The sequence below is a fragment of the Streptomyces sp. bgisy159 genome (genome assembly GCF_965341775.1).
Lineage (GTDB): Bacteria > Actinomycetota > Actinomycetes > Streptomycetales > Streptomycetaceae > Streptomyces.
In genome coordinates, this window is the sequence record NZ_CBDQZH010000024.1 from 1 (window position 1) to 24,051 (window position 24,051).

General features: G+C 72.3%; 21 protein-coding genes. 11 read left to right on the forward strand and 10 right to left on the reverse strand.

The features are described 5' to 3' along the window. Window positions 1-43: 43 nt before the first annotated feature. On the reverse strand, window positions 44-550 hold the full coding sequence (locus ACSLTV_RS22340; RefSeq protein WP_435612764.1) for a hypothetical protein: 507 nt from the start codon (window positions 548-550) through the stop codon (window positions 44-46). 276 nt (window positions 551-826) lie between these two features. Next, window positions 827-1,216: a DUF192 domain-containing protein gene (locus ACSLTV_RS22345; RefSeq protein WP_432134763.1), complete on the reverse strand. Its 390-nt coding sequence runs from the start codon at window positions 1,214-1,216 to the stop codon at window positions 827-829. Window positions 1,217-1,321: 105 nt separating this feature from the next. On the opposite strand from ACSLTV_RS22345, the gene ACSLTV_RS22350 reads away from it, so the two are divergent. From ACSLTV_RS22350 to ACSLTV_RS22375, 6 genes are all read left to right on the forward strand, one after another. Next, window positions 1,322-2,335: an LLM class flavin-dependent oxidoreductase gene (locus ACSLTV_RS22350; protein WP_435612765.1), complete on the forward strand. Its 1,014-nt coding sequence runs from the start codon at window positions 1,322-1,324 to the stop codon at window positions 2,333-2,335. 6 nt (window positions 2,336-2,341) lie between these two features. Further along, window positions 2,342-3,145 carry a methyltransferase domain-containing protein gene (locus tag ACSLTV_RS22355; RefSeq protein ID WP_435612766.1) on the forward strand — a complete coding sequence of 268 codons (804 nt, stop codon included), beginning with the start codon at window positions 2,342-2,344 and terminating at the stop codon, window positions 3,143-3,145. Window positions 3,146-4,089: 944 nt separating this feature from the next. Then, on the forward strand, window positions 4,090-4,863 hold the full coding sequence (locus ACSLTV_RS22360) for an isoprenyl transferase (protein ID WP_432134766.1): 774 nt from the start codon (window positions 4,090-4,092) through the stop codon (window positions 4,861-4,863). Between the two features lie 375 nt (window positions 4,864-5,238). Beyond that, a complete protein-coding gene (locus ACSLTV_RS22365) occupies window positions 5,239-6,564 on the forward strand; it encodes a PhoH family protein (protein WP_432134767.1) in 1,326 nt (441 codons plus the stop codon). 398 nt (window positions 6,565-6,962) lie between these two features. Beyond that, window positions 6,963-7,646: a transglycosylase SLT domain-containing protein gene (locus ACSLTV_RS22370; RefSeq protein ID WP_435612767.1), complete on the forward strand. Its 684-nt coding sequence runs from the start codon at window positions 6,963-6,965 to the stop codon at window positions 7,644-7,646. Window positions 7,647-7,794: 148 nt separating this feature from the next. Beyond that, window positions 7,795-9,225, forward strand: a complete 1,431-nt coding sequence (locus ACSLTV_RS22375; protein WP_435612768.1) for an AI-2E family transporter — start codon at window positions 7,795-7,797, stop codon at window positions 9,223-9,225. A 25-nt stretch (window positions 9,226-9,250) separates the two neighbouring features. On the opposite strand, the gene ACSLTV_RS22380 is transcribed toward ACSLTV_RS22375, so the two are convergent. Beyond that, window positions 9,251-9,790 carry an alkyl hydroperoxide reductase gene (locus tag ACSLTV_RS22380; RefSeq protein WP_432134770.1) on the reverse strand — a complete coding sequence of 180 codons (540 nt, stop codon included), beginning with the start codon at window positions 9,788-9,790 and terminating at the stop codon, window positions 9,251-9,253. A gap of 3 nt (window positions 9,791-9,793) precedes the next feature. Next, window positions 9,794-10,348, reverse strand: coding sequence for a peroxiredoxin (locus ACSLTV_RS22385; protein WP_432134771.1), 555 nt, complete (start codon window positions 10,346-10,348; stop codon window positions 9,794-9,796). Window positions 10,349-10,481: 133 nt separating this feature from the next. On the opposite strand from ACSLTV_RS22385, the gene ACSLTV_RS22390 reads away from it, so the two are divergent. The 4 genes from ACSLTV_RS22390 to ACSLTV_RS22405 all read left to right on the forward strand — a co-directional run bounded on the left by ACSLTV_RS22390 (window position 10,482) and on the right by ACSLTV_RS22405 (window position 14,197). After that, window positions 10,482-11,498: a LysR substrate-binding domain-containing protein gene (locus ACSLTV_RS22390; protein WP_432134772.1), complete on the forward strand. Its 1,017-nt coding sequence runs from the start codon at window positions 10,482-10,484 to the stop codon at window positions 11,496-11,498. Between the two features lie 187 nt (window positions 11,499-11,685). Then, on the forward strand, window positions 11,686-13,371 hold the full coding sequence (locus ACSLTV_RS22395) for a hypothetical protein (protein ID WP_435612769.1): 1,686 nt from the start codon (window positions 11,686-11,688) through the stop codon (window positions 13,369-13,371). Window positions 13,372-13,384: 13 nt separating this feature from the next. Beyond that, entirely contained in the window at window positions 13,385-13,765 is a 381-nt protein-coding gene (locus ACSLTV_RS22400; protein ID WP_432134774.1) for a roadblock/LC7 domain-containing protein, read from the forward strand. A gap of 3 nt (window positions 13,766-13,768) precedes the next feature. Then, window positions 13,769-14,197, forward strand: coding sequence for a hypothetical protein (locus ACSLTV_RS22405; protein ID WP_432134775.1), 429 nt, complete (start codon window positions 13,769-13,771; stop codon window positions 14,195-14,197). 71 nt (window positions 14,198-14,268) lie between these two features. Here ACSLTV_RS22405 and ACSLTV_RS22410 read toward each other — a convergent pair whose 3' ends face one another. The 5 genes from ACSLTV_RS22410 to ACSLTV_RS22430 all read right to left on the reverse strand — a co-directional run bounded on the left by ACSLTV_RS22410 (window position 14,269) and on the right by ACSLTV_RS22430 (window position 19,124). Then, entirely contained in the window at window positions 14,269-16,599 is a 2,331-nt protein-coding gene (locus ACSLTV_RS22410) for an ABC transporter permease (RefSeq protein WP_432134776.1), read from the reverse strand. Continuing rightward, window positions 16,596-17,285 (reverse strand): ABC transporter ATP-binding protein, encoded by a 690-nt coding sequence (locus tag ACSLTV_RS22415; protein WP_432134777.1) that lies wholly within the window; start codon window positions 17,283-17,285, stop codon window positions 16,596-16,598. The genes ACSLTV_RS22410 and ACSLTV_RS22415 overlap by 4 nt, the downstream gene beginning before the upstream one ends. Continuing rightward, window positions 17,282-17,809 (reverse strand): PadR family transcriptional regulator, encoded by a 528-nt coding sequence (locus ACSLTV_RS22420; protein ID WP_432134778.1) that lies wholly within the window; start codon window positions 17,807-17,809, stop codon window positions 17,282-17,284. The genes ACSLTV_RS22415 and ACSLTV_RS22420 overlap by 4 nt, the downstream gene beginning before the upstream one ends. 116 nt (window positions 17,810-17,925) lie before the next feature. After that, window positions 17,926-18,180, reverse strand: coding sequence for a hypothetical protein (locus ACSLTV_RS22425; RefSeq protein WP_432134779.1), 255 nt, complete (start codon window positions 18,178-18,180; stop codon window positions 17,926-17,928). Next, window positions 18,177-19,124, reverse strand: a complete 948-nt coding sequence (locus tag ACSLTV_RS22430; protein ID WP_432134780.1) for an SPFH domain-containing protein — start codon at window positions 19,122-19,124, stop codon at window positions 18,177-18,179. Before ACSLTV_RS22430 ends, ACSLTV_RS22425 begins: the two co-directional genes overlap by 4 nt. A gap of 273 nt (window positions 19,125-19,397) precedes the next feature. Between ACSLTV_RS22430 and ACSLTV_RS22435 the strand changes: the two genes are divergently transcribed. Next, on the forward strand, window positions 19,398-21,794 hold the full coding sequence (locus ACSLTV_RS22435; RefSeq protein ID WP_432134781.1) for a transglycosylase domain-containing protein: 2,397 nt from the start codon (window positions 19,398-19,400) through the stop codon (window positions 21,792-21,794). A 36-nt stretch (window positions 21,795-21,830) separates the two neighbouring features. Here ACSLTV_RS22435 and ACSLTV_RS22440 read toward each other — a convergent pair whose 3' ends face one another. Then, window positions 21,831-23,822: a SpoIIE family protein phosphatase gene (locus tag ACSLTV_RS22440; RefSeq protein WP_432134782.1), complete on the reverse strand. Its 1,992-nt coding sequence runs from the start codon at window positions 23,820-23,822 to the stop codon at window positions 21,831-21,833. Window positions 23,823-24,051 lie beyond the last annotated feature (229 nt).

Genomic DNA, 24,051 nt, shown 5'->3' on the forward strand with positions numbered 1-24,051 from the left:
GTCTCGAACGGGGTGGAGCCGGTCCCGGGGGTGTTGCCCGTCATCAGATGGTGCCTCCCGCTTCGTTGCCGGTTCCGTTCGTCGTGCCGCTCTCGCCGGTTCCGCCGGCCTCCTCACCGGTCTGAGCGCCGGTACCCGTGTGGGTGTCCGACGGGGTGCCCGGGGTGTGGGTGCCGCCGTAGTGGGCCGTCGTCTCGGCGCTGATCGCGGCCATGCGGTCCCGGACGTCCAGGTCGATGTTCTCGTAGCCCTTGTGCGAGGCCAGGACGGCGATGCTCATGCCCTCCATGCAGTCAGAGAGCAGCTTGGAGAGGTTCTCCAGCTCGGTGATCACCGTCTCGTACGCCCCGTAGAGGCCGGCCGCCTCCGCCCACGCGCCGTCGCCGCCCCCGAACTCGGCGCGAACCAACTGGTCCTGGGCCACCTTGCCGGGGCCCGCCGGTGAACCCTTGAGGTCGCGGATGAGTTCGTCGACGCGGCGGCGGAAGTCCGTGAAGGAGGACAGCTCGGCGGCCAGGTCGGCCCGCGCGTCCTTCGCGAAGTCGAACACGGACGACACCCACGACGTCGACGTCGGGTTCGAACCCGAACCGTCTTCGCTCGGCAACACAGCACATCCTCCCCGTACGGCCCGAATGGTCAGGCTGAAACCCGTAGCCGCTGCGGAAACTCTAACCACCGCCGCTGACATGCCTGTTCGCGGCGTCGCGGAGGTGAACGGGATCACGTCAGGTGCCCGGAACCATTCCAGTGACGGGCGCGCCGCATTGCATGAGCATCCGTACTCAGACTCGCCCCCTTCCCTCCCATCGACTCCACCCTCCGCTCAGGAGCCCGGGTGCACCGACACCCGGACGCCCGCCCGCAGGTCCCAGCCCGCCATCGCCCCCGCCTCCGCCTCCAGCACGTGCCGGGCGCGCGGGCGCGGCAGGCCGAGGCGGTTGGGGCGCATGGTGCGTACGGCGAGGACGCGCAGGGTGCGGTCCAGGTACGCCACGTCGATCGGCATGCGCATGCCGAAGGTGTGGACGCCGGACGCGGGGGACAGCAGCATCGCGCCGGTCAGGGAGTCCCGCCCCAGCAGCCCCCTCGTACGGGCACGGTACGAGGTGGCGAACTCCAGGGGGACGCGGAGGTCCTCGGCGTCGTCGCCGGGCACCGGCACCCGCAGCGTCCCGCCGCCGTCCGGCCAGCGTTCTCGTCGTACCGTCGCCACCGGCCGCCTCCCACCTTCCTGACCAGCCCTCCCCTCCGATCTGCCAATTGGGCCGTTCCGTTAAACGAGTTGTCCCGGTCGTCGGCGTCTGGATAGGAAGCCCTCATGACTTCCATCGGCGCCATCTTCCGGCCACAGCTGCCTCCCGAGCGGCTGCGGGACATCGCCCGGCTCGTCGACGACGCGGGACTGGACGAGCTGTGGCTGTGGGAGGACTGCTTCCGGCAGGGCGGCATCTCGTCCGCCGCCGCCGTGCTGGCGTGGACCGAGCGGGTGCGGGTCGGCGTGGGACTGCTGCCCGTGCCGCTGCGTAACGTCGCCGTCACCGCCATGGAGGCCGCGACCCTGCACCGCATGTTCCCCGGGCGGGCCCGGATCGGGGTCGGGCACGGCGTGCAGGACTGGATGGGGCAGGCCGGGGCGCGTGTCGACTCGCCGGTGACGCTGCTGCGGGAGTACACGGTGGCCTTGCGGGCGCTGCTGAACGGGGAGCGGGTCACCGTCAAGGGGCGGTACGTCCGGCTCGACGACGTCGGGCTCGACTGGCCGCCGACCGGGAGCGGGGCGGCGCCGGCCGAGGTGCTCGTCGGTGCCGTCGGGGAACGTACGGTCCGGCTGTCCGGGGAGGTCGCCGACGGCACCGTGCTCAACGAGTCCGCCTCACCCGAGCGGGTGCGGGAGGTCCGGCGGATCGTCGAGCGGGAGCGAGCGGCAGCCGGGCGGAACGGCGCACGGAACGGCACACGGAACGGCGACGGTAACCGCGAAGGGCATGGTGAGGGGACCGGTCGGCGGATCGGCCGGAGCGACGGCGAGGGGGCCGACCAGGGGACCCGCCACGGCAGCGCCACGCGGCCGCACCAGATCGTCGTCTATCTCTTCGCCGCCACCGGGGAGGGCGCCGCCGAGCGGCTGCGCGGGGAACTCATCGCCACCGGACTCGACTCCGTTCCGGGGCTCGGCGTCGCCGGTGACGCCGAGACGGTCGCCGCTGCGGTACGGCGCTTCGCCGACGCCGGCGCCGACAGCGTCGTACTCCTCCCCACCGCTGATGAGCCCGACCCCGAGGGGTTCCTCCGGTTCGTGGCCGAGGACGTACGTCCCCTCGCCGCGAGCTGAGGACCTGTGAACGGCAGCGTCAACGACCGCGGCGGCGACGATTACGAGGCCCTCGTCGCCGAAGGCGCCTCCGTGCCGACCGACGGGTGGGACTTCTCCTGGTTCGAGGGCCGGGCCACCGAGGCGCGGCCCTCCTGGGGGTACGCGGTGTCCCTGGCAGGGCGGCTGGCGGAGGCCGCCGCCGTGCTCGATCTCGACACCGGGGGAGGGGAGGCCCTGGACTTCGCCCTCGCGCGGGCCGCGCCCCGGGCGCCGGGGCTCGCCGTCGCCACCGAGGGCTGGCCGCCCAACGTGGCCGGGGCCACCGCGCTGCTGCGCCCGCGCGGGGTGGCGGTGGTCGCGGTCGCCGACGACGCGCCGCTGCCCTTCGCCGACGGTACGTTCGACCTCGTCGTCAGTCGGCATCCGGTGCGGCCCCGGTGGGCCGAGATCGCCCGGGTGCTCGCGCCCGGCGGGACGTACTTCGCGCAGCACGTCGGGCCGAGCAGCGTCTTCGAGCTCGTCGAGTACTTCCTCGGGCCGCAGCCGGACGAGGTCCGCGAGGGCAGGCATCCCGACCGGGAGCGCGCGGACGCGGAGGCGGCCGGGCTGGAGGTCGTCGACCTGAGGGCGGAGCGGCTGCGGATGGAGTTCCGCGACATCGGTGCGGTGGTGCACTTCCTGCGCAAGGTGGTGTGGATGGTGCCGGGGTTCACGGTGGAGGCGTACGAGCCTCGGCTGCGCGCCCTGCACGAGCGGATCAGGAGCGAGGGTGCCTTCGTCGCCCATAGCGCCCGGCACCTGATCGAGGCCCGCCGCCCGGCCCGGTAAGCCGCGCCCCGTGCGCTGCCCGTCGCCCGGACACCCGCCGCCCGCCGCCCGGCCCGGGTAAGCCGCGCCCCCGTGCCCTGCCCGCCGCCCGCCCCACCCGCCGCGCGTCGCCGTGCCCGGTGAGCCGCCCTCTGCCCGTTCCCCAAGCCGCGCCCCGACCGCCGCCCCCGTGCCCCGCCCCACTCGCAGTCCCGTGCCCGCCCCACTCGCCGCGCCCGTGCCCCGCCCGCCCTGCCCGCCGTCCCGTGTCCCGCCCTGCCCGGTGAGCCGCCCTCTAGCACCCCCATGCCGGAAATGGCCGGAAGTCCCTCCGCAAGGTGTCCACATCGTTATCAGAAATCCCTCGCGTCACACGTAAGTCTCACGTAAGTTCAGACCAAGGCAATTCGCGTAAGCAAAGCTGCGCGGGCGTCACCGCGCAGTGGAGGGGGCTGCGCGGTGGCGTGCGCGTCAAGCGGGCGTTCGCGCCTCGGGTAGCCCATCGGAGGGACGTCCCTCAAACCTCCGAAATCACCCCCGTTTCCTCCGTTCGGCCTGGGAATCCGCCGACTTTCGGCCATCCGTACCCCAGGAACGACCCCTATCGGGCCCCTTATCGCGTCGCCGGGCGACTCCGGAGAGTAGTTGTGACCCGCCGATGCACGCAGCATCACTTACGAAGGGTTATGGTGGAAACCCCCCCTCGGGCCGGTCCGTCTCCCCCCCACGGACCGGCCCGTTTTTTGTGCGCACCGACCGGCGCCCGTCCCTCCGCCCAGTCGGCCCCTCCCCCCGGCCGACCCCGGTCCTGTCCCTCCGCCCGCAGCAGCCGCCCCCATCCGCCCGCCCCACCCCCGCCTCAAGGCGCCCGCCCCGCCCCCCGCCTCAAGGCGCCCGCCCCGCCCCCGGCGGGGTAGGCTGCGCCCCTGCGGGGACCGCATCCGCACCGGAGGGGTGGCAATCACGTGAACCTGCGCGACAAGCTGCGCGGCCTGCTGGTCAGGCTCTACGCACGCCGGGTGGAAGGCCACCTGGACCACGCTCAGGTGCCCAAGCACATCGGCGTCATCATGGACGGCAACCGCCGCTGGGCTAAGGCCGCCGGCTCCTCCACCGTGCACGGCCACCGCGCCGGCGCCGACAAGATCGAGGAGTTCCTCGGCTGGTGCAGTGAGACCGACGTCGAGGTCGTCACCCTCTGGCTGCTGTCCACGGACAACTTCGACCGGCCGCAGGACGAACTCGGTCCGCTTCTCGGCATCATCGAGGACGTCGTGCGCACCCTCGCCGCCGACGGCCGCTGGCGCGTGCACCACGTCGGCACCCTGGACATCCTCCCGGCCGGAATGCAGCGCACACTGAAGGAGGCCGAGGAGACCACCGCGCACATCGCCGGGATAACGGTCAACGTCGCCATCGGCTACGGCGGCCGGCAGGAGATCGCCGACGCCGTGCGGTCCATGCTCCTGGACGCCCACGAGAAGGGCACCTCGATGGAGGACCTCGCCGAGACGGTGGACGTCGAGATGATCGGCCGCCACCTCTACACCGGCGCCCAGCCCGACCCGGACCTCGTCATCCGCACCAGCGGTGAGCAGCGGCTCTCCGGTTTCATGCTGTGGCAGACCGCGCACTCCGAGTACTACTTCTGCGAGGTCTTCTGGCCGGCCTTCCGCAAGGTCGACTTCCTGCGCGCGATGCGCGACTACGCGGCCCGCCACCGCCGCTTCGGCGGCTGAAGCGGCTGAAGCGGCCCGACCGGACCGCGCGCCGGACACACGCGCGTCCCCCTGGCGCCCCCGGGGAAACCCTCCGCGTACCCCATTCCCCACGGATGTAACAAGGAGTTCACCGGCCTGCCGTGACAAGCGTCGGCATGGCGGCGCGTGTTCGAGGGCATAAGGCAAGCAGGTCGATGCCCGAACCACGGGTGTCGGATCCTCAGCGGGCGGCACGGGGTCGTCCGCCCGGGAGGCCCTTTGCACCAGCCGGAACGTGCGGTCAGCACGGACGCAGCGGAGGGCCGGTCGCCGGCCCGCGGTGCAGCGGGGCCGGAGACCGGTCCAGTCACTCCTCGTCGCTCCCCGACCTCATCCGAGGGGGTACGTCCTTCCGTGGTGACCAGCACAAAGCGCCACAAGCCAGACCGGCGCACCTACGTTCTCGACACCAGCGTCCTGCTGGCCGACCCGAACGCCCTGAGCCGCTTCGACGAGCACGAGGTCGTGCTCCCCATCGTCGTGGTCACGGAGCTGGAGGCCAAGCGGCACCATCCCGAACTCGGGTACTTCGCCCGGCAGGCACTGCGCCTGCTGGACGATTACCGGGTGCGGTACGGACGCCTCGACGCCCCCATCCCGATCGGGGACCTGGGCGGGACGGTCCGTGTCGAGCTCAACCACTCGGACCCCGGCGTGCTGCCCACCGGCTACCGCCTGGGGGACAACGACTCACGCATCCTCGCGGTGGCCCGCAATCTGCAGGCCGAGGGGTTCGACGTCACCGTCGTCTCGAAGGACCTGCCGCTCCGGATCAAGGCCTCCTCCGTCGGTCTCCTCGCCGAGGAGTACCGCGCCGAACTCGCCATCACGGAGAACTCCGGATGGACCGGGATGTCCGAACTGACGCTGCCCGGCGAACAGGTGGACATCCTCTTCGAGGAGGGACACCTCCACGTCCCCGAGGCCGCCGACCTGCCCGTGCACACCGGCCTGACCATCCAGTCGGAGCGCGGCAAGGCGCTCGGCCGCGTCACCCCCGAGGGGAACATCCGGCTCGTGCGCGGCGACCGTGAGGCCTTCGGCATCAAGGGGCGAAGCGCCGAGCAGCGGATCGCGCTGGACCTGCTGCTCGATCCGGACGTCGGGATCGTCTCCATGGGCGGCCGGGCCGGCACCGGCAAGTCGGCGCTGGCGCTGTGCGCGGGTCTGGAGGCGGTGCTGGAGCGCAGGCAGCACCAGAAGGTGATGGTCTTCCGGCCGCTGTACGCCGTCGGCGGGCAGGAGCTCGGCTATCTGCCGGGCTCCGAGGCGGAGAAGATGAGCCCCTGGGCGCAGGCCGTCTTCGACACGCTGTCCGCGGTCACCTCGCGCGAGGTCATCGAGGAGGTCACCGCCCGCGGGATGCTGGAGGTGCTCCCGCTGACCCACATCCGCGGCCGCTCCCTGCACGACGCGTTCGTGATCGTCGACGAGGCCCAGTCGCTGGAACGGAACGTCCTGCTGACCGTGTTGTCCCGGATCGGCGCCAACTCGCGGGTGGTACTCACCCATGACGTGGCACAGCGGGACAATCTGCGCGTTGGGCGCTATGACGGTGTCGTGGCCGTCGTGGAGAAGCTGAAGGGGCACCCGCTCTTCGCGCATGTCACCCTGACCCGGTCCGAGAGGTCCCAGATCGCCGCACTCGTGACCGAGATGCTGGAGGAGAACAGCGGCTGACCCTTCGGGTGAGCCGGTCGGCGCCGCCCCGCAAAGGCCGAGAGCCTAGCGGGGCGGCGTCGTCGTACGGGGGCGTTCGGCGAAATCTCCGGGCCCAAACCAGATGTGACCTTTAACACGCAGCACAGAATTGCCTCGCGGCGCCGGGTTACGGCAGAGTCTCAATCCTGTCAGGCCCCGCATACGACACGGCTGTACCCCCAGCGGTACGGCACCACAGCAGGACTCATCAACTCCATAACGCCGTCGTATGCCGCCCGAGCACCAAGCGGCGCTTCCGTCAAGGGAGTCGTCCACCGGGCCCGCGCCTCCGTGACCCCGTAGTTGGGAGGCCAGCGCCAGGGGCACGATTGCGTCCGCCAGGGTCACCGAGGCGGGCGATGCTGGAAGGAAACCGTGTGAGCCGGATCTCGGTCCGGGGATTCGCAGTGGCCTCGGCCACGGCGGTCACCGCTGTCGGAAGCGTCGTCGGCGTTGCGTCGGGCAGTGTCGCCCAGAGCAACGACGCGGAGGCGACGGCGAGTGACGCGACCCTGCTCGCGGACATACCCGTCGGTGAACAGGCCCAGGTGCAGACCGCCTCCCTGACGCAGCAGGCCAACTTCCAGGCCATCGCGGCGGACGAGTCCGCCAAGAAGGACGCGGAGGAAGCGGCCCGCAAGGCCGCCGCCGAGACCGCCGTCGCGAAGAAGGAAGCGGCGGAGAAAGCCGAGAAGGCGGCGAAGGCGCGCGAGGAGGCCAAGCTCAAGGCCAGCCGCAGCGCCGGTGACTTCCCCGTCCAGAGCTCCTACACGGTCGCCCAGATCCAGGCGATGGCCCGCTCCATGGTGCCCAGCGGGCAGTTCCAGTGCTTCAGCAACATCGTGGACCACGAGTCCAGCTGGAACTACCACGCGGTGAACCCCTCCTCCGGCGCCTACGGCCTCTTCCAGGCGCTGCCCGCCGGCAAGTACGCGAGCGCCGGAGCGGACTGGCAGAGCAACCCGGCCACCCAGATCAAGTGGGGGCTGAACTACATGAACAGCCGCTACGGCAGCCCCTGCGACGCCTGGTCCTTCTGGCAGGCCAACCACTGGTACTAGGCCCTCGCGGCATCCGCCCGGTTCCCGGGCCCGCTCAACCCTCCGCAGCCCCTCCCCGTCCTAGGGTGAGGGGCTGCGGCCCTGTACGGTCGTACACCGACGACTCCTGGGGGGAGCGGTGGGGAGAGACGGGGGAAAGGGACGGATCATGTCGCGAGTGCCAGGGTGGCTCGGCCGGCTCGGAGCCGGGCTGACGCGGATGGGCAGGCAACTCGACGAGCGCCGCGCCGAGGTCGAACGGGAACACGCCGAACCGGAGCCGCCCCCGCCGCCCGCCGACCCCCGGCCCACCGTGGTGCTGCCCCCCGTTCCCCGCCCCGACCCGGCCCAGGCGGTGCCCTGGGGCGTCCGGGTGGCCGCCGAGGCCGGCTGGCGGCTGCTGGTGCTCGCGGGCACCGTCTGGGTGCTGATGCGGATCATCAGCGCCGTACAGCTGGTGGTGCTCGCCTTCGTGGTCGCGCTGCTGCTGACCGCCCTGCTGGAGCCCACCGTGACCCGGCTGCGGCGGCGCGGGGTGCCGCGGGGGCTGGCGACCGCGTTCACCGCGTTCCTCGGGTTCGTCGTCATCGGACTGCTCGGCTGGTTCGTGACCTGGCAGGTCATGGAGAACATCGACGACCTCTCCGACCAGGTCCAGGACGGCATCGACGACCTGCGCCGCTGGCTGCTCGACAGCCCCCTCCACGTCACCGACAAGCAGATCAACGGCATCGCCAAGAACCTGCGGGAGGCGATCGGGGCCAACACCGACCAGATCACCTCGGCCGGGCTGGAGGGCGTCCAGGTCGTCGTCGAGGCCCTGACCGGCATCCTGCTGGCCTTCTTCTCGACCCTCTTCCTGCTCTACGACGGCAAGCGCATCTGGGAGTGGTCCCTGAAGCTGGTCCCCGCCGCCGCGCGCCCGGGCGTCGCCGGCGCCGGTCCGCGCGCCTGGGCCACGCTCACCGCGTACGTACGCGGCACGGTCATCGTCGCCCTCATCGACGCCGTGTTCATCGGTATCGGCATCTACTTCCTCGATGTGCCGATGGCCGTCCCGCTCGCCGTGTTCATCTTCCTGTTCTCCTTCATCCCGCTGGTCGGCGCCGTCGCCTCGGGCGCGCTGGCGGTGGTGGTGGCGCTGGTGACGCAGGGCGTGTTCACCGCCGTGATGACGCTGGCGGTGGTGCTGGCGGTGCAGCAGATCGAGGGGCACATCCTGCAGCCGTTCATCCTCGGCCGCGCGGTGCGGGTGCATCCGCTGGCGGTGGTGCTCACGGTCGCCACGGGCGGCATGGTGGCCGGCATCGGCGGCGCGGTGGTGGCGGTGCCGCTGGTCGCGGTCACCAACACGGTGGTCGGCTATCTGGCGGCGTACGCCCGGGAACGCGCCCACGAGGAGCACGCGGTGCTCGCCGGTACCGCCGAGCTGTCCCCGGCCGCGGCGCTCGGCGGCGAGGCCGGTCAGCCCGGTCAGCCCGGTGAGGCCGAACGTGCCGGTCAGGCCGGTCAGGCCGGTCAGGCCGGTCCGGCCGGTCGGAGCGGCGCGGCCCCCGGCGAGGCGCCCGGAAACGCGGAGAACCCCGCCCACGAGGAGTGAGCGGGGTCCGCGGAGCGAAGGGCGACTACTCGACCTCGGCCAGCACGGCGTCGGCCTCCAGCGTGGCGCCCACCGCCTGGATCACCGAGGCGATCTTGAACGCCTCCTGGATCACCTCACGGTCGACACCGGCCTTGCGCAGCACCTGCTCGTGCGAGTCCAGGCACATGCCGCAGCCGTTGATCGCGGACACCGCGAACGACCACAGCTCGAAGTCGACCTTGTCGACGCCGGGGTTGCCGATGACGTTCATCCGCAGACCGGCGCGCAGGGTGCCGTACTCGTGGTCCGACAGCAGGTGCCGGGTGCGGTAGAAGACGTTGTTCATCGCCATGACCGCGGCGGCCGACTTGGCGGCCGTGTACGCCTCCGGCTTCAGGTTCGCCTTGGCCTCCGGCGCCAGCTCGCGCAGGACGAGAGGGGAGCGCGAGGCGATCGCGGTCGCCAGCACCGTGCCCCACAGCTGCTGCGCGGGCAGGTCGGAGTTGCCGATGACCGAGCCCAGGTTGAGCTTGAGGTCCTTGGCGTAGTCCGGTACGCGGGACTTCAGCGAGTCGAGGGACATGACTCACTCACCGGCCAGCAGCTTGACCGGGTCGAGGGTGTCCTCGCCCTTGGTCCAGTTGCACGGGCACAGCTCGTCGGTCTGCAGGGCGTCCAGGACCCGCAGGACCTCCTTGGGGTTACGGCCCACGGAGCCGGCGGTCACCATGGTGAACTGGATCTCGTTGTTCGGGTCGACGATGAAGACGGCGCGCTGCGCGAAGCCGTCCTCGCCCTCGATGCCGAGCGCGCGCATCAGCTCGTGCCGGGAGTCGGCCAGCATCGGGAAGGGCAGGTCACGCAGGTCGTCGTGGTCCTTGCGCCAGGCGTGGTGGACGAACTCCGAGTCACCGGAGAAGCCGAGGATCTGGGCGTCCCGGTCGGCGAACTCCTCGTTCAGCTTGCCGAAGGCCGCGATCTCGGTCGGGCACACGAAGGTGAAGTCCTTGGGCCACGCGAAGACGACCTTCCACTTGCCCTCGTAGGTCTTGTGGTCGATCTGCTCGAACTCCTTGCCCTTCTCCAGCGAGACGCAGGCGGTCAGTTCGAACTCGGGGAACTTGTCACCGACAGTGAGCACTAGCTCTCCTTGCAGCGAAGAAGCATCCGGATAGCGGACGCTTCCCATGGGTTGGACACCGCTGATCGTGACACAGGGCGGATTGATCCAGGAAATAGCTACACTCGGTCGAGTTGATCGGAGGTAGTTATCAGTGACCGTTGGTAGTACGAACGCCGGTAAGAAGCGCCCGCCCAGTCTCGCCCAGCTCCGCGCCTTCGCCGCCGTCGCCGAGCACCTCCACTTCCGCGACGCCGCCGCGGCCATCGGCATGAGTCAGCCCGCCCTGTCCGGCGCGGTCTCCGCGCTGGAGGAGGCCCTCGGGGTGACCCTCCTCGAACGTACGACCCGCAAGGTGCTGCTCTCGCCCGCCGGTGAGCGGCTCGCCGTGCGCGCCAAGGCGGTGCTGGACGAGGTCGGCAGACTCCTGGAGGAAGCGGAGGCGGTACGGGCGCCCTTCACCGGGGCCCTGCGGCTCGGCGTGATCCCGACCGTCGCGCCGTACCTGCTGCCCACCGTGCTGCGCCTGGTACACGAACGCTATCCGCATCTCGACCTCCAGGTGCACGAGGAGCAGACCGCCAGCCTCCTCGACGGGCTGCACACCGGCCGCCTCGACCTGCTGCTGCTCGCGGTCCCCCTGGGTGTGCCCGGGGTTACCGAACTTCCGCTGTTCGACGAGGACTTCGTGCTGCTCACGCCTCTCGATCACTGGCTCGGCGGCCGGGAGGGCATCCCCCGGGAGGCGCTCAAGGAACTCGATCTCCTCCTTCTCGACGAAGGGCACTGCCTGCGCGACCAGGCGCTCGACATCTGCCGGGAGGCGGGGCAGGGGTTCAAGGGGGCGGGGCGAAGCCCCTCGGGGGAGGGCGGCGGTGGGAGACGGGTGGGCGCGCCGGTGACGACTACCGCCGCCGGGCTGTCCACGCTGGTGCAGTTGGTGGCCGGGGGGCTCGGCTGCACGCTGCTGCCGCGTACCGCGCTGCGGCTGGAGACCGCGCGCAGCAGCCAGTTGCTGACCGGCTCCTTCGCCGAGCCCGCGCCCACCCGCCGGATCGCCCTCGCGATGCGCGCCGGGGCCGCGCGGGAGGCTGAGTACGCGGAACTCGCCGACGCGTTGCGCGAGGCGCTGCGGCCGCTGCCCGTACGGGTGCTCGACAGCGACGCCTGAAGTCCCCCAGTCGTTCAAATGGGCGTCGAACAAAGCCCATGTGAACATCACAGAAGTCCAAGTTCCGCCAACTCGGGGCAGGGTGGGACGTAAACCGCTTTCGTCCCCCACACGGCTGATACACATACCCCCCTCAGAGCTACACGTCAGGCGCGTGTGCGAAGGGCCAAGGGGAGTGATGTCGGGGTTGGCAGCCGCACTGGGCGCGTGCGGGCGTGACGGGTTCACCGGGGTACTGCGGGTGTCCGGCGCACCCGGCGGCGTCTTCCACCTGCGCGGCGGGCTCGTCGTCGCCGTCGAGTCGCCGGGTGCGCCCGGGGCGGACGCGCTGCTGCTGCGGTCCGGGCGGATCCAGGGCGAGGAGTGGGCCGGGCTGGTGCGCGAGGCGGGCGGGGCCCGCTGGCCGGCCGACGGGATCGTCACCCACGGGTACGCGGGGGCGGCGCAGCTGCGGGTGGTGTGCGCGATGGCGCTGCGGGACGCCGTGTTCGCGGTCGTCGCCGGCCGGGTCGACGCACTCGAACGCGGGCCCGCGGCCGGTCCGCCGCCCGCCGCCGTCCCCGTCGGGGAACCGCCCCAGCGGCTGCTGCAGGAGGCCGGGCGCCGGCTCGCTGCCCTGGCCGCGCTGCCCTGTCCGGTACGGCCGGACCGGGAGCGCCCGGTGCCCGCGCCGCTGTCGTACACCGGGGAGTGCCTCAGCGCCGAGCGGCGTGAGCTGCTCGCCCACGCGGATGGGCGGCGTACCGCCCGTGACCTGGCGTTCCGCACCGGGCGCGGGGTGTACGCGGTCACCGTGGAGGTGGCCCGGATGCTCGGCGAGGGCCTGCTGGAGTGCCTGGAGAACCCCTGGCCGATCCCCGTCCACCTCCCGGCCGGCAAGGACCTCTCCGTGCGCCGACCGGCCCCCGCCGCTCGCCCCGGCACCGGTCCGGCTCCGGCGACCCGTTCCTCCGGCGTCGCGGTGGACGGTTCTTCCGACGGTGCGGTGGACGTTTCTTCCGCCGGTGCGGCTGCCGAGGACGGGGCCCGGGGTGCGGCCCGGGGCCCGTTCAGGGGCGAGGGCGGGGCCGTGGGGGAGGGGGACGGTGTGGGCTTCGGCGGTGCGGTCGCCGGGCGTGGCACTCGGGGTGAGTCCCCCTGCGGAGGCGGAACCGTCGGCGGTGCGGTCGTCGGCGGTGCGGCCTCGGGCGCGGTGGCCTCCGGACGGGGGACCGGCCGCGAGGACTCCCCGGGGCGCGGTCACCGCAGCCGGGCAGATTCCCGTGGGACCGGCCCGGCCGGTGCGGCGGGTGGCGGCGGGAGCGAGCGGCTCGTGCTCGGAATGGATGCCGGCGTGGCACCGCCGGGGGACGGGCTCTCCGGGGTGCCGGTGGCGGCCCGGTCGGCTCCCGCGCCGGGGCGCCCCTTCGATCCACCGCCCCCCGTGCTACCGGCGCCCGCCACCCGGTCGGCTTTCCCCGCCCCCGCATACGAACCCGCACCCGCACCCGCGCAGGCCGCCGCGCTGGAACCCGCGCCGTCCCGGCGCCCGCCCGCCGACCGACCGGCACCCCCGCCGCCCCCGCTCGCGCCCGGCGCTCCGCCAACGCCCGCCCTGCCCCCGCCCGGCGCCCCGCCGACCCCCACACCGCCCGCGCCCGGCGCCCCACCCCCGCCCGGCACACCGCCCGCGCCCCCGTGCGGCGGCACGCCGCCCGAGTCTCCGTGCGGCGCCGGCGGGGCGGAGGCGACGGAGCAAGAGTCTTTGCCGGTGTCCCCCAGAGGACCGGGCGGGCCCTTCGAACCTCCCGAGCTGCCCCGGCGCAGGCCGTTCTTCCGGCTGCGGGCGGGGGCGGGGCCGAGTGACGTATCCGCTGATGAACACAGGAAATAGGAGAGTTGCAGCCATGGACCACCAAGCCCTCGCGCGGGAGATGCGCGGTCTGCGCGAGCAGGTGACCGGGATCACCGACACCGCCGTCGCGGCGGCGGACGGACTGCTCATCGCCGCCGACACCGCCGACTCCATCGACCCGGAGGGCCTCGCCGCCCTCGCCGCGGCCGGACTCGGACTCGCCCGCCGCACCGCCGCGGCCACCGACCGCGGCGCCCTGCACCGGACGGTCACCTACGGCAGCCACGGCTGCGCCGCCTTCTACGCGCTCGGCGACACCGCGCTGATGGTCGTACTCGGCGACGAGGGCCTGGACCTCGACCGGCTGCACACCGCAAGCCTGCCCGCACTGGACCGCATCGGCGCGATCCTGACGACCCCCCAAGGAGTCTGAACCATGGCCACGAAACGGATGACTACGAGCTTTTCCGACCAGGTGATGGGCCTGGTCAAGTCCCTGCGCTCGGAAGCCCCGGACTGCGTCGCCGCCGGCGTGGTCGACATGGCCACCGGGATGCTGCTCTCGTACGAGACCGTCGACAACCACCCGCCGGAGGTGCTGGACCTGCTGGCGGGCGCCACCCTCGACCTGTTCCAGGGCCGCACGGTGGTGATGATCGAGGACGTCTTCAAGGAGCGCCGCGGGATCAGCAACGACACCCACTTCTTCCAGGAGATCCTGGTCAACAGCGAGAACCTCACCCACCTGTTCCTGCGCCTGACGGAGCAGCAGGACGTGGTGGCGGTCGTCGTCTGCCGCAAGTCGGTGAACGTGGGCATGCTGTTCGCCCAGGCGCGGCGGGTGGTGAAGGAGTACAGCCTGTAGACGCGGACCGGGCCCCCTCCCCGCCGGTCGGTTCCGGCGGGGAGGGGGCCCGGTGTCCGGTGGCCCGGGTCCTACTCGGTGCGCAGCCCGTCCGGCCGGAGCAGCCGCAGCAGCGGCGGCAGGCTGAACAGCGTCACCCCGAGCACGACCCCCGCGCCGATCCCGGTCATCGACACCACGCTCCACCAGTCGAGGATCACCGGCGTGTCCGTCATGCCCAGCAGCAGCGCGCCCAGCGCCACCCCCACGAGCGAGGCGAGCAGCAGGCCGAGCGCGATCGGGATCGCCGTCTGCCACAGCACCGACAGGCCCAGGGTCCGGCGCCGGGTGCCGAAGGCGACCAGGGACGACAGCAGCTTGCGCCGCTCCCGCAGCTGCTCCAGCTGGGACACCAGCAGGCTCGCGCCGATCAGCGTCAGCACACACGAGGCGCCGACCAGCAGCCCCGTACGGATGGAGGCGAACCGGTTGGACTCCTGGGTCGCCGACCACACCGACTGCGAGCTCATCGGGTTGACCTGCGCGGCCGTGTTGCGCGCGTACTCGAACGCGTCGGGCACGGACTCGTCGATCGACAGGTACAGCTGTCCGCTGACCGCCTCGGAGACGTCGTCCGGCAGGGCGGACGGGGTGAGCAGGAACCCGCCGCGCCGGATGCCGTTCATGTCGGCTGCGGACTGCGCGTGCTTGACGTTCGCCGGCACCTTCCAGGTGAGGTCCGGGCCGTTCTCGTCGTCGGGGCTGAAGTGCAGGGTGGCCCCCGCCTTCGCCATCTGCGGGCCGTCCGTGTCGTACTCGGCGCCGTCCAGGACGAACACGTCGCCGTCCCGGCACGACGGGAGCTTCGCCAGCTCCCGCAGGTCCGCGCAGGTGCCCACGGAGAGCGGGGCGCTGAGTTCCGTGCCCTCGCCCGTCCAGGCGGTGTTGGCGACGTATCCCTCGGACAGGCTGATGACCCGCCGCACGCCCCGGGTGTCGGCGAACCGGTCCGCGGCCTCGGACAGCGCCATGCTCTTCGGCACCTGTACGTCCATCTGGGTCCGCGAGACGTCCTTGCCGGTGTTCTTGGTGTAGTCGCCCTCGACGCCGGCGAACAGCATCTGCAGGGCGACCGCGCCGGCGACGGCCACCGCGATGCCGTTGACCATCCGGGCCGCCGTGCCGCTGCTCAACTGCAGTCGCCGTACCGCGAGTTGCCACGACAGGGCGCCCGCGCCGAGCCGGGCGACGACGGTCTCCACCAGCCAGGGCAGCAGCGCGGTCACCCCGACGAGCAGCAGCAGGACACCGCTCACCACCTGGTACTCGTTGAAGTTCCCGTTCTCGCGGCCCTGGCCGAGCATCGGCGCGAGCAGGCCGAGGCCCGCCAGCGGCAGCAGCAGCCGCCACCACAGCCGGCGCCGCGTCGGCTTGGCCGTGCGCACCACGCCGAGCGGTTCGATCACCACGCCGCGCAGCGCGAGCAGCGTGACCAGCACGGCGGCCGCCGGGACGGCGACGGCGACCAGCACGGCCAGCGCCGGCGAGGGGTTGAGATAGCTGGGGAACACGCTGATCCCGAACACCTCGACGGAGCCCGCCACCTGACGGCCGAGCAGGAAGAAGCCGAGGCCGACGACCAGCCCGAGCAGCGCCCCGGCGAGCGCCTCGCCGGCCGCGATCCGCCGGGTCATCCGCCCGTCGGAGCCCACCAGCCGCAGCGCCGCCAGCCGGCGGTCGCGCCGCTCGCCGCCGATCCGTACCGCGGCCGCGACGAACACCGCGACCGGCATCAGCAGCACGACCAGCACGACCAGGTTGAGCAGCACCAGCACCGGGTCGGTGCGCTCCTCGGACGGCTGCGCCTCGCCGAACCGGTTCAGCCGCACCACCCAGGCGCCGCCGGCCCGCTCCTCCAGCTTCTCGCCGCCCGCGTAGTAGGCCAGCTCCCGCGAGCCGACCAGCCCGGCCTCCTTGATCGTGCCGGTGATCCGGTACGGCAGCCGCTCCCGCAGCAGCCGGGCCCCGTCGGACTCCAGCAGCTCCTTGAGCGCGGGGGAGACGACCATCTCGTCCGCGGCCGGGAACGCGTCGACGCCCGGCGGCAGCGGGGCCCGCGGCCCCATGGGCTCCAGCAGCCGCCCCCGTATGTCCTTGTTGCGGAACGAGGTGTCGGTGTGGGCCACGACGACCGTGTCGTCGGTGCGGGAGACGGTCTCGCCGGAGCCGAAGTCCATCCGGGCCTGTTCGCGGTCGTGCCGGACCGACAGCGCGGTGGGCAGCGCGGTCGACAGCAGCAGCAGCGCCACACCGAGTCCCACGCCGACGGCGGTCAGCGTCAGCCGGACCCAGCCCTCGCGCCCGCCGGAGACCGCGAACCGCAGGCCCAGGCGGAGGTCGCGGCCCCATGCGCGCGGGTTCATACGGCCCGCTCCATGTCCCGCGACCTGCCGTCCCGTACGACGATCTCGCGGTCGGAGTAGGCCGCCACCCGGGCCTCGTGGGTGACCAGGACGACGGCCGCGTTGGTGGTGCGGGCCGCGTCGGTGAGGAGTTCCATGACGCGTTCGCCGTTGAGCGAGTCGAGCGCGCCGGTGGGCTCGTCCGCGAACACCACGCGGGGGCTGGTGACCAGCGCCCGCGCGACCGCGACCCGCTGGCCCTGGCCGCCGGAGACCTCGCCGGGCCGCTTCCGGCTGAGGTCGTCGACCTCCAGCCGCTCCATCCAGGTGAGCGCGGTGCGCTCGGCGGCCTTGCGTGAAGTGCCGTTCAGCCGCAGCGGCAGGGCGACGTTCTCCACGCAGGTCAGTTCGGGCACCAGCTGCCCGAACTGGAAGACGAACCCGAACTCGCTGCGCCGCAGCGAGCTGCGCTCGGCGTCGCTCATCGTGGCCATCTCGCGTCCGTCGTACATGATCGACCCGGAGTCGGGTGTCACGATGCCGGCGAGGCAGTGCAGCAGCGTCGACTTGCCCGAGCCGGAGGGGCCCATGACGGCGACGACCTCGCCGGGGTGGATGGAGAACCCGGCGCCGTCCAGGGCGAGCGTCGGACCGTAGGCCTTGCGCAGATCCTGCGCCGTGAGCAGGGAACCGGCGGGAGCTATCACTGGGCCGTCACCGCCTCGCGGAGCCGGTCGAGCCTGGCGGCGGTCAGCTCCAGCCAGCGCAGGTCGGCCTCCAGGTGGAACAGGGCGTGGTCGCAGATCAGCTGGTCGGCGAGGTCGCCCTTGCGCTTGCGGTCGGTCAGGATCCGCATGCTGCGCAGGTGCTCCGAGCGCTGGGTGTCGAGGATGTCGGCGGCGTCGCGGTGGGTGAGCAGGGCGAGGACGACCTTGGTGTACAGGGTCGACTGCAGGTACGGCTCGGGCTGCTCCGGCGTGGCGAGCCACCGTTCGACGTCGGTGATCCCGGCGTCGGTGATCGCGTACCGCTTGCGCTCGGGCCCGCCGCCCGGCTCGATGCCCTCGACCTCGACGAGGCCGTGCTTCAGCAGCCGGGACATCGTCGAGTAGACCTGGCCGTAGTGCAGCGGCCGGTCGTGACCGAACTTCGCGTCGAAGGCCCGCTTGAGGTCGTAACCGTGGCGGGGTCCGGACTCCAGGAGTCCGAGAAGGGTGTGACCGATGGACATGGCGAGGACTCTACACAGCGTGTATACCCGGTGCGTATACACCGGGTGTGGACTCCCTCGCGGAGCGTGCGGGCAACCGCTCTCTCAGTCGTGGAGCCGCAGGTCGCAGCCGATTGTCACGGTTCTGACACAGGGGGGCGGCCGCGGCGCGGCAGCGGTCCGGCCCCCCGCGGCAGCCGTCCGGCCTCCGCCAGCGCCTTGCGCAGCAGGAACTCGATCTGCGCGTTGGCCGACCGCAGGTCGTCGGACGCCCAGCGCGCCAGCGCCTCGTACACCGACGGGTCCAGTCGCAGCAGCACCTGCTTGCGCTGCTGCGACCGCCGCCGGGGCGCCGGACCCTCGTCGGAGTCGTTCCCCGGTCGGTCCGTCACTGGTAGAGGGTCCCGGTGTTCAGGACGGGCTGCGGCGCCCGGTCCCCGCACAGTACGACCATCAGGTTGGACACCATCGCCGCCTTCCGTTCCTCGTCCAGTTCCACGATGTCCCGCTCGTTGATCCGGGCGAGCGCCGCCTCGACCATCCCGACCGCCCCGTCGACGATCTCCCGCCGCGCCGCGACCACCGCGCCCGCCTGCTGGCGCTGGAGCATCGCGGAGGCGATCTCGGGAGCGTACGCGAGGTGGGTGAACCGGGACTCGATGATCTGCACACCGGCCGCCTCCACGCGCGCGTGCAGCTCGATCGCGAGCTTCTCGGTGATCTCCTCGGCGTTGCCGCGCAGCGAGAGCCCGTCCTCCTCGTGCGCGTCATAGGGGTACTCGATGGCGATGTGGCGGACGGCGGCCTCGGTCTGGGTGGAGACGAACTCCAGGAAGTCGTCCACCTCGAAGGTGGCCTGCGCGGTGTCCCGCACCTTCCACACCACCACCGCGGCCAGCTCGATCGGGTTGCCGTAGGCGTCGTTGACCTTGAGTACGGCGGTCTCGTGGTTGCGGACCCGGGTGGAGATCTTGGTGCGCGAGGTGAACGGGTTCACCCAGCGCAGCCCGTCCTCGCGGATCGTCCCGCGGTAGCGCCCGAAGAGCTGGACGACCCGCGCCTCGCCCGGTGCCACCATGTTCAGCCCCGACATCGCCAGCAGTGCGCTGAGCCCGGCCAGCACGCCCGGCACGATCAGCGAAGCCTTGACTCCGGCGGCCACGGCCGCGGCGGCGCCGCCGGCTATCAGCCCGATCCCGGCCAGCAGCCCGACGAGCCCGAGCAGCAGGGCGTACCCGCCGCCGATGCTGTGCGCCGGGAACTCCTTCACCCGTGGTTCCGGCATCTCCGGTGCCGTGGGCGTGGCGGTGGCGGCTGAGGCGTCGTGCGTGGGCATGGGTGGGTCCCCCCGTTCGTCGGGCGAGTCGCCGGTCGGGCGCCTCGCTAGCTTGTGCCTATCTAAGTGATATCAGATTACCGTCGCGCGGCAACCCTGTGCCCCTCTCGCACGTCGGTTCCGGTGGACGGCGTGCTGATTCTCACGCCTCCCCCGCCCGGAAAGGCCCGGATCGGGGGCCCTTTGTCATAGAGAGCGGTGTTAGCTTTCTGAGCTGACCTGCCCCCTGGGCACTGGGGTGACTGCCGAGTAGGAAGCGGAGCGAGCGGACTCATGGGACGAGCGGAAGAGAGACGAGCGCGCCAGCGCGGTGGCCGCCGCGCCGCGCCCAGGAACCGCTCGTCGGAGCCCTCGGCGACGGACTCCGCCTCGCCGTCGGTCGCCGAGGGCGGCCGGGCCGCGGCCCGCCGGGCCGCCAGGCGGGGCGGCGGGGCGAAGGGCGCCAAGAGCGACCGGAGCCTCATACGCAGGCTGTTCACCTGGAAGAAGATCCTCGGCACCTTCCTCGGCGTCTGCCTCCTCGGCATCGGCACGTTCATCACGCTGTACCTGATGATCGACATCCCGGAGGTGAACGCCGACGCCCTCAAGCAGAGCAACACCTTCAAGTACAGCGACGGCACGATCCTCGCCCGGGACGGCGAGCTCAACCGCGAGAACGTCGACCTCTCCAAGATCTCCAAGGACGTCCGCAACGCGTTCGTCGCCGCCGAGAACAAGAGCTTCTACGACGACTCCGGCGTCGACCTGAAGGGCACCGCGCGCGGCGTCCTCAACACCCTCACCGGCAAGGGCGCCCAGGGCGGCTCGACGATCACCCAGCAGTACGTCAAGAACTACTACCTCACCCAGGAGCAGACGGTCACCCGCAAGCTCAAGGAGGTGGTCATCTCCCTGAAGCTGGACCGCGAGAAGTCCAAGGAGTACATCCTCGCCGGCTACCTCAACACCAGCTACTACGGCCGCGGCGCCTACGGAATCCAGGCTGCCTCCCAGGCCTACTACCGGGTCGACGCCGACAAGCTGAACGTCGAGCAGGCCGCCTACCTCGCCGCCCTGCTCCAGGCGCCGAGCCAGTACGACTGGGCGGTCGCCGGCGACACCGGCAAGAGACTGGTGCAGCAGCGCTGGAACTACGTCCTGGACAACATGGTCGAGGAGGAGTGGCTCGACAAGTCCGAACGCGACGCCATGAAGTTCCCGATCCCGAAGGACCCCAAGCCCGCGCCCGCCAAGAAGGGCCAGGTCGGCTACCTCGTCGACGCGGCGGAGAGGGAACTGCGGCACCAGCTGGTCGCACAGGGCGTGGCCGAGAACAGCAAGGCGGCCGAGGCCCTGGTCGGCCGGGGCGGCTGGACGATCACCCTCAACATCGACCGGAAGAAGCAGCAGGCGCTGGAGGCGTCCGTCAAGGAGCAGCTCACCAGCAAGCTCGACCCCGACAAGCGCAAGGTCGACGGCGACATCCAGGCGGGCGCCGCCTCGGTCGACCCCAAGACCGGCGCGGTCGTCGCGATGTACGGCGGCGTGGACTACTTCAAGCACTACGTCAACAACGCCACCCGCACCGACTACCAGCCCGCCTCCACATTCAAGCCGGTCATCCTCGCCGCCGCCCTCGACAAGGGCGCCAAGACGCAGGACGGCGACGAGATCACCGCCAACACCCTCTACAGCGGCAAGAGCAAGCGCCCGGTCGTCGGCAGCGACATCGCGTTCGCCCCCGAGAACGAGGACGACGTCAGCTACGGCGACGTCACCGTCCAGGAGGCCATGAACAAGTCCGTGAACTCGGCCTTCGCCCAGATGGGCGTCGACGTCGGCATGGACAAGGTGATGGAGACCGCCGCCGACCTGGGCATGGACCCCAAGGACCTGAAGGCGGTGCCCGCCCAGACCCTGGGCACCATGGGCGCAAGCCCCCTGGAGATGGCCGGCGTCTACGCCACCCTCGACAACCACGGCAAGAAGGTCACCCCGGCGATCCTCAAGGACGTCGAGAACAGCGCCCTGTCGCTGAAACTGCCGGACCCGGTCGGCGACCAGGTCATCAGCCGCGAGGCCGCCGACACCGTCACCTCGGTGCTGACCGGCGTGGTCGACGACGGCACGGCCCGCCGGTCCGTGCGCGACAACCCCGACCGCAAGGGCCAGAAGGTCGCCGGCAAGACCGGTACCTCCGACGACAACAAGTCGGCCTGGTTCTCCGGCTTCACCCCCGACCTGGTCACCTCGGTCGGCCTGTTCGGTGAGGACGCCAAGACCCACGCCCAGGTCAACATGACCGGCGCCACCGGCGAACTCCCCGGCAAGGGCCGCGTCAACGGCGGTGGCCCCCCGGCCCAGATCTGGGCGCAGTACACCTTCGGCGTCTCCACCGAGGTCTCCAAGTTCGACCTGGAGACCGACCAGGGCGCGGCGGTGCGGCCGACGAAGTCGGCTACCCCGTCGCAGTCCCCGTCCTCGACGCCGTCCGAGACGCCCAGCAGCGAGCCCCCGTCGTCCTCGGCACCGCCGTCGTCCTCGGCGCCGCCGTCCCAGACGCCGACCTCGGAGCCGCCGGCCACCTCGGAGGCGCCGACGCCGCCTGATCCGTCGACGGCGCCGCCGACGGGTTCGCAGAGTCCGACCGGTCCGCCCGACGTCTTCAACCCGCAGTCGGGCGGCTGACCCGCCGCAGGGGAGCGGGCCCGCGGCCCGCTCCCCTCACGGCCTGACCAGCTCGAACCACACGACCTTCCCGGTGCTGAGCCGGGTGGCCCCCCACCGCCGGGCCAGCCGGTTCACCAGATACAGCCCGCGCCCACCCTCGTCGGTGGCCCGGGCCTGCCGCAGCCGCGGCAGCTGCGGCACGTCGTCGCCGACCTCGCACCGCAGCACGTCGGTCCGCAGCAGCCGCAAGGTCACCGGCCGCGACGCGTACCGCACCGCGTTGGTGACCACCTCGCTCACCAGCAGCTCCACCGAGTCGCTCAGCTCCTCCAGACCCCACCGGTCCAGCGCCCGCCGGGCCAGCCGCCGGGCCTGGCCCGGCGCGGAGACCTCCGGGTCCAGCACCCAGTACGCGACGTCGCTCGGCGCGATCCCGTCGAACCGCGCCGCGAGCAGCGCGATGTCGTCGTCCCGGTCGCCGGGCCCGAGCATGTCGAGGACCTCGTCGCACAGCGCCTCCAGCGGCGGCGGATGGTCCGGCCCGGTCAGCCGCGCGGTCGCCGCCAGCTTCTCCCGCAACTGCTCTATGCCGGTCGCCACGTCCCGCAGCCGGGACTCCACCAGACCGTCGGTGTACAGCAGCAGCGTGCCGCCGGCCGGTGCGTCCAGCTCCACGGCTTCGAAGTCCACCCCGCCGACGCCGATCGGCGCCCCCGGCGGCACCCGCAGCACCTCGGCCCGGCCGCCCAGGTGCAGCAGCACGGGCGGCGGGTGGCCGGCGTTGGCGATGGTGATGCGGTGCGCCACCGGGTCGTAGACGGCGTAGAGGCAGGTCGCCATGCGGTCCGTGCCGAGCCGCTGCGCCTGCTCGTCGAGGTGGTGCAGCACCTCCTGCGGCGGCAGGTCCAGCCCGGCCAGGGTCTGCGCGGTGGTCCGCAGCTGACCCATGATCGCGGCCGACGTCATGGAGTGCCCCATCACGTCCCCCACGACCAGCGCCACCCGGCTGCCGGGCAGCGGGATCGCGTCGTACCAGTCACCGCCGACCCGCGCCGTCTCGGCGGCCGGCAGGTAGCGCGACGCCAGCCGTACGCCCGTGGGCCGCGGCAGCGTCTCCGGCAGCATGGTGCGCTGCAGCTCGTCGGCGATGTACGCCTCACGGTCGTACAGCACCGCCTTGTCGATGCCGAGCGCGCTGTGCGTGGCCAGCTGGGCGGCCACCAGCAGGTCGTCGCCCTCGAACGCCATGCGCTCCGGGCCCCGGATGAACACCGCGGCCCCGATCACCCGGCGCCGCCCGCGCAGCGGCGCGAGGATCGCGCGCTGGCCGCACGGCACGACCGACTCGCCCTCGTCGCCGAGGAGTTCCGGCAGCGCGGCGCGGGCCGCCGGGGCGTCCGCGAACACCGGCCGCACCCCGCGCAGCACCTCCGCGAGCGCCCCGCCGGGCCGTACCTCGCACAGCTCGGCGATCGCCGCCGACAGCTCGGACAGCTCCGGCGCCTCCGGCGGCGCCACGGGCTGCGCCCAGCCGGCCTCGGTGTCCCGCTCCTGCGGTATCCGGTCGGTACGCCGCAGCCGCAGCACCACCGGCCCCAACGGCCGCTCGTCGCCGACCGGAAGGGGATCGCGCAGGTAGACGAGGATCGCGTCGGAGAAGGTCGGCACGGTCGCCCGGCACAGCCCCATCACGATCTCGTCCAGGTCCAGGCCCCGGGCGATCCGCCGGGTCGCCGCGCCCACGAACCGCAGCCGGTCCCCGTCCCGCCGCATCGGCGTGGGCCGGCCCGGCGACACCGGCTGACCGGTGCGCCGCTCCGGCCCCGCCCCGCGCTCGTCGGCGCCGGGCTGCACGGGGATGGTCTCGGGGGCCGGGCGCGGCCGGTGGCTGTCCGGCTCGGCCGCCGACGGCTGGGAGTGCTCCGGGTCGGAACCGGCCGGTAAGGCCGCGGCCGCCGCGGGCGCCTGGGTACGCAGGAGCGCCCCGCGGGGGTCCGTGGGGTCGACGCCCTGAGGGCGCTCGAAGGATGTCGGGTGCTCCGTCACGCGTGTCGAATCCATCCGTCCGGGGCGGTGGGCCCTGCCGTCACGTTCCCGCGTGCCACGCGACGCCTGGCCCGCGCCTCTGCGGCGTTGTCGTCGGTCCCCGGTTTCCCCGCGCCCGGCTTCGCTCGATCGGGGGCAGCCCCATCGCGTCGACTCCTTCCTGCGCCGTACGGCCGCACGCCGTCCCACGCCCGGTTCCGCGTGCGCGGGCGGCACCGCCGCCCGCGTG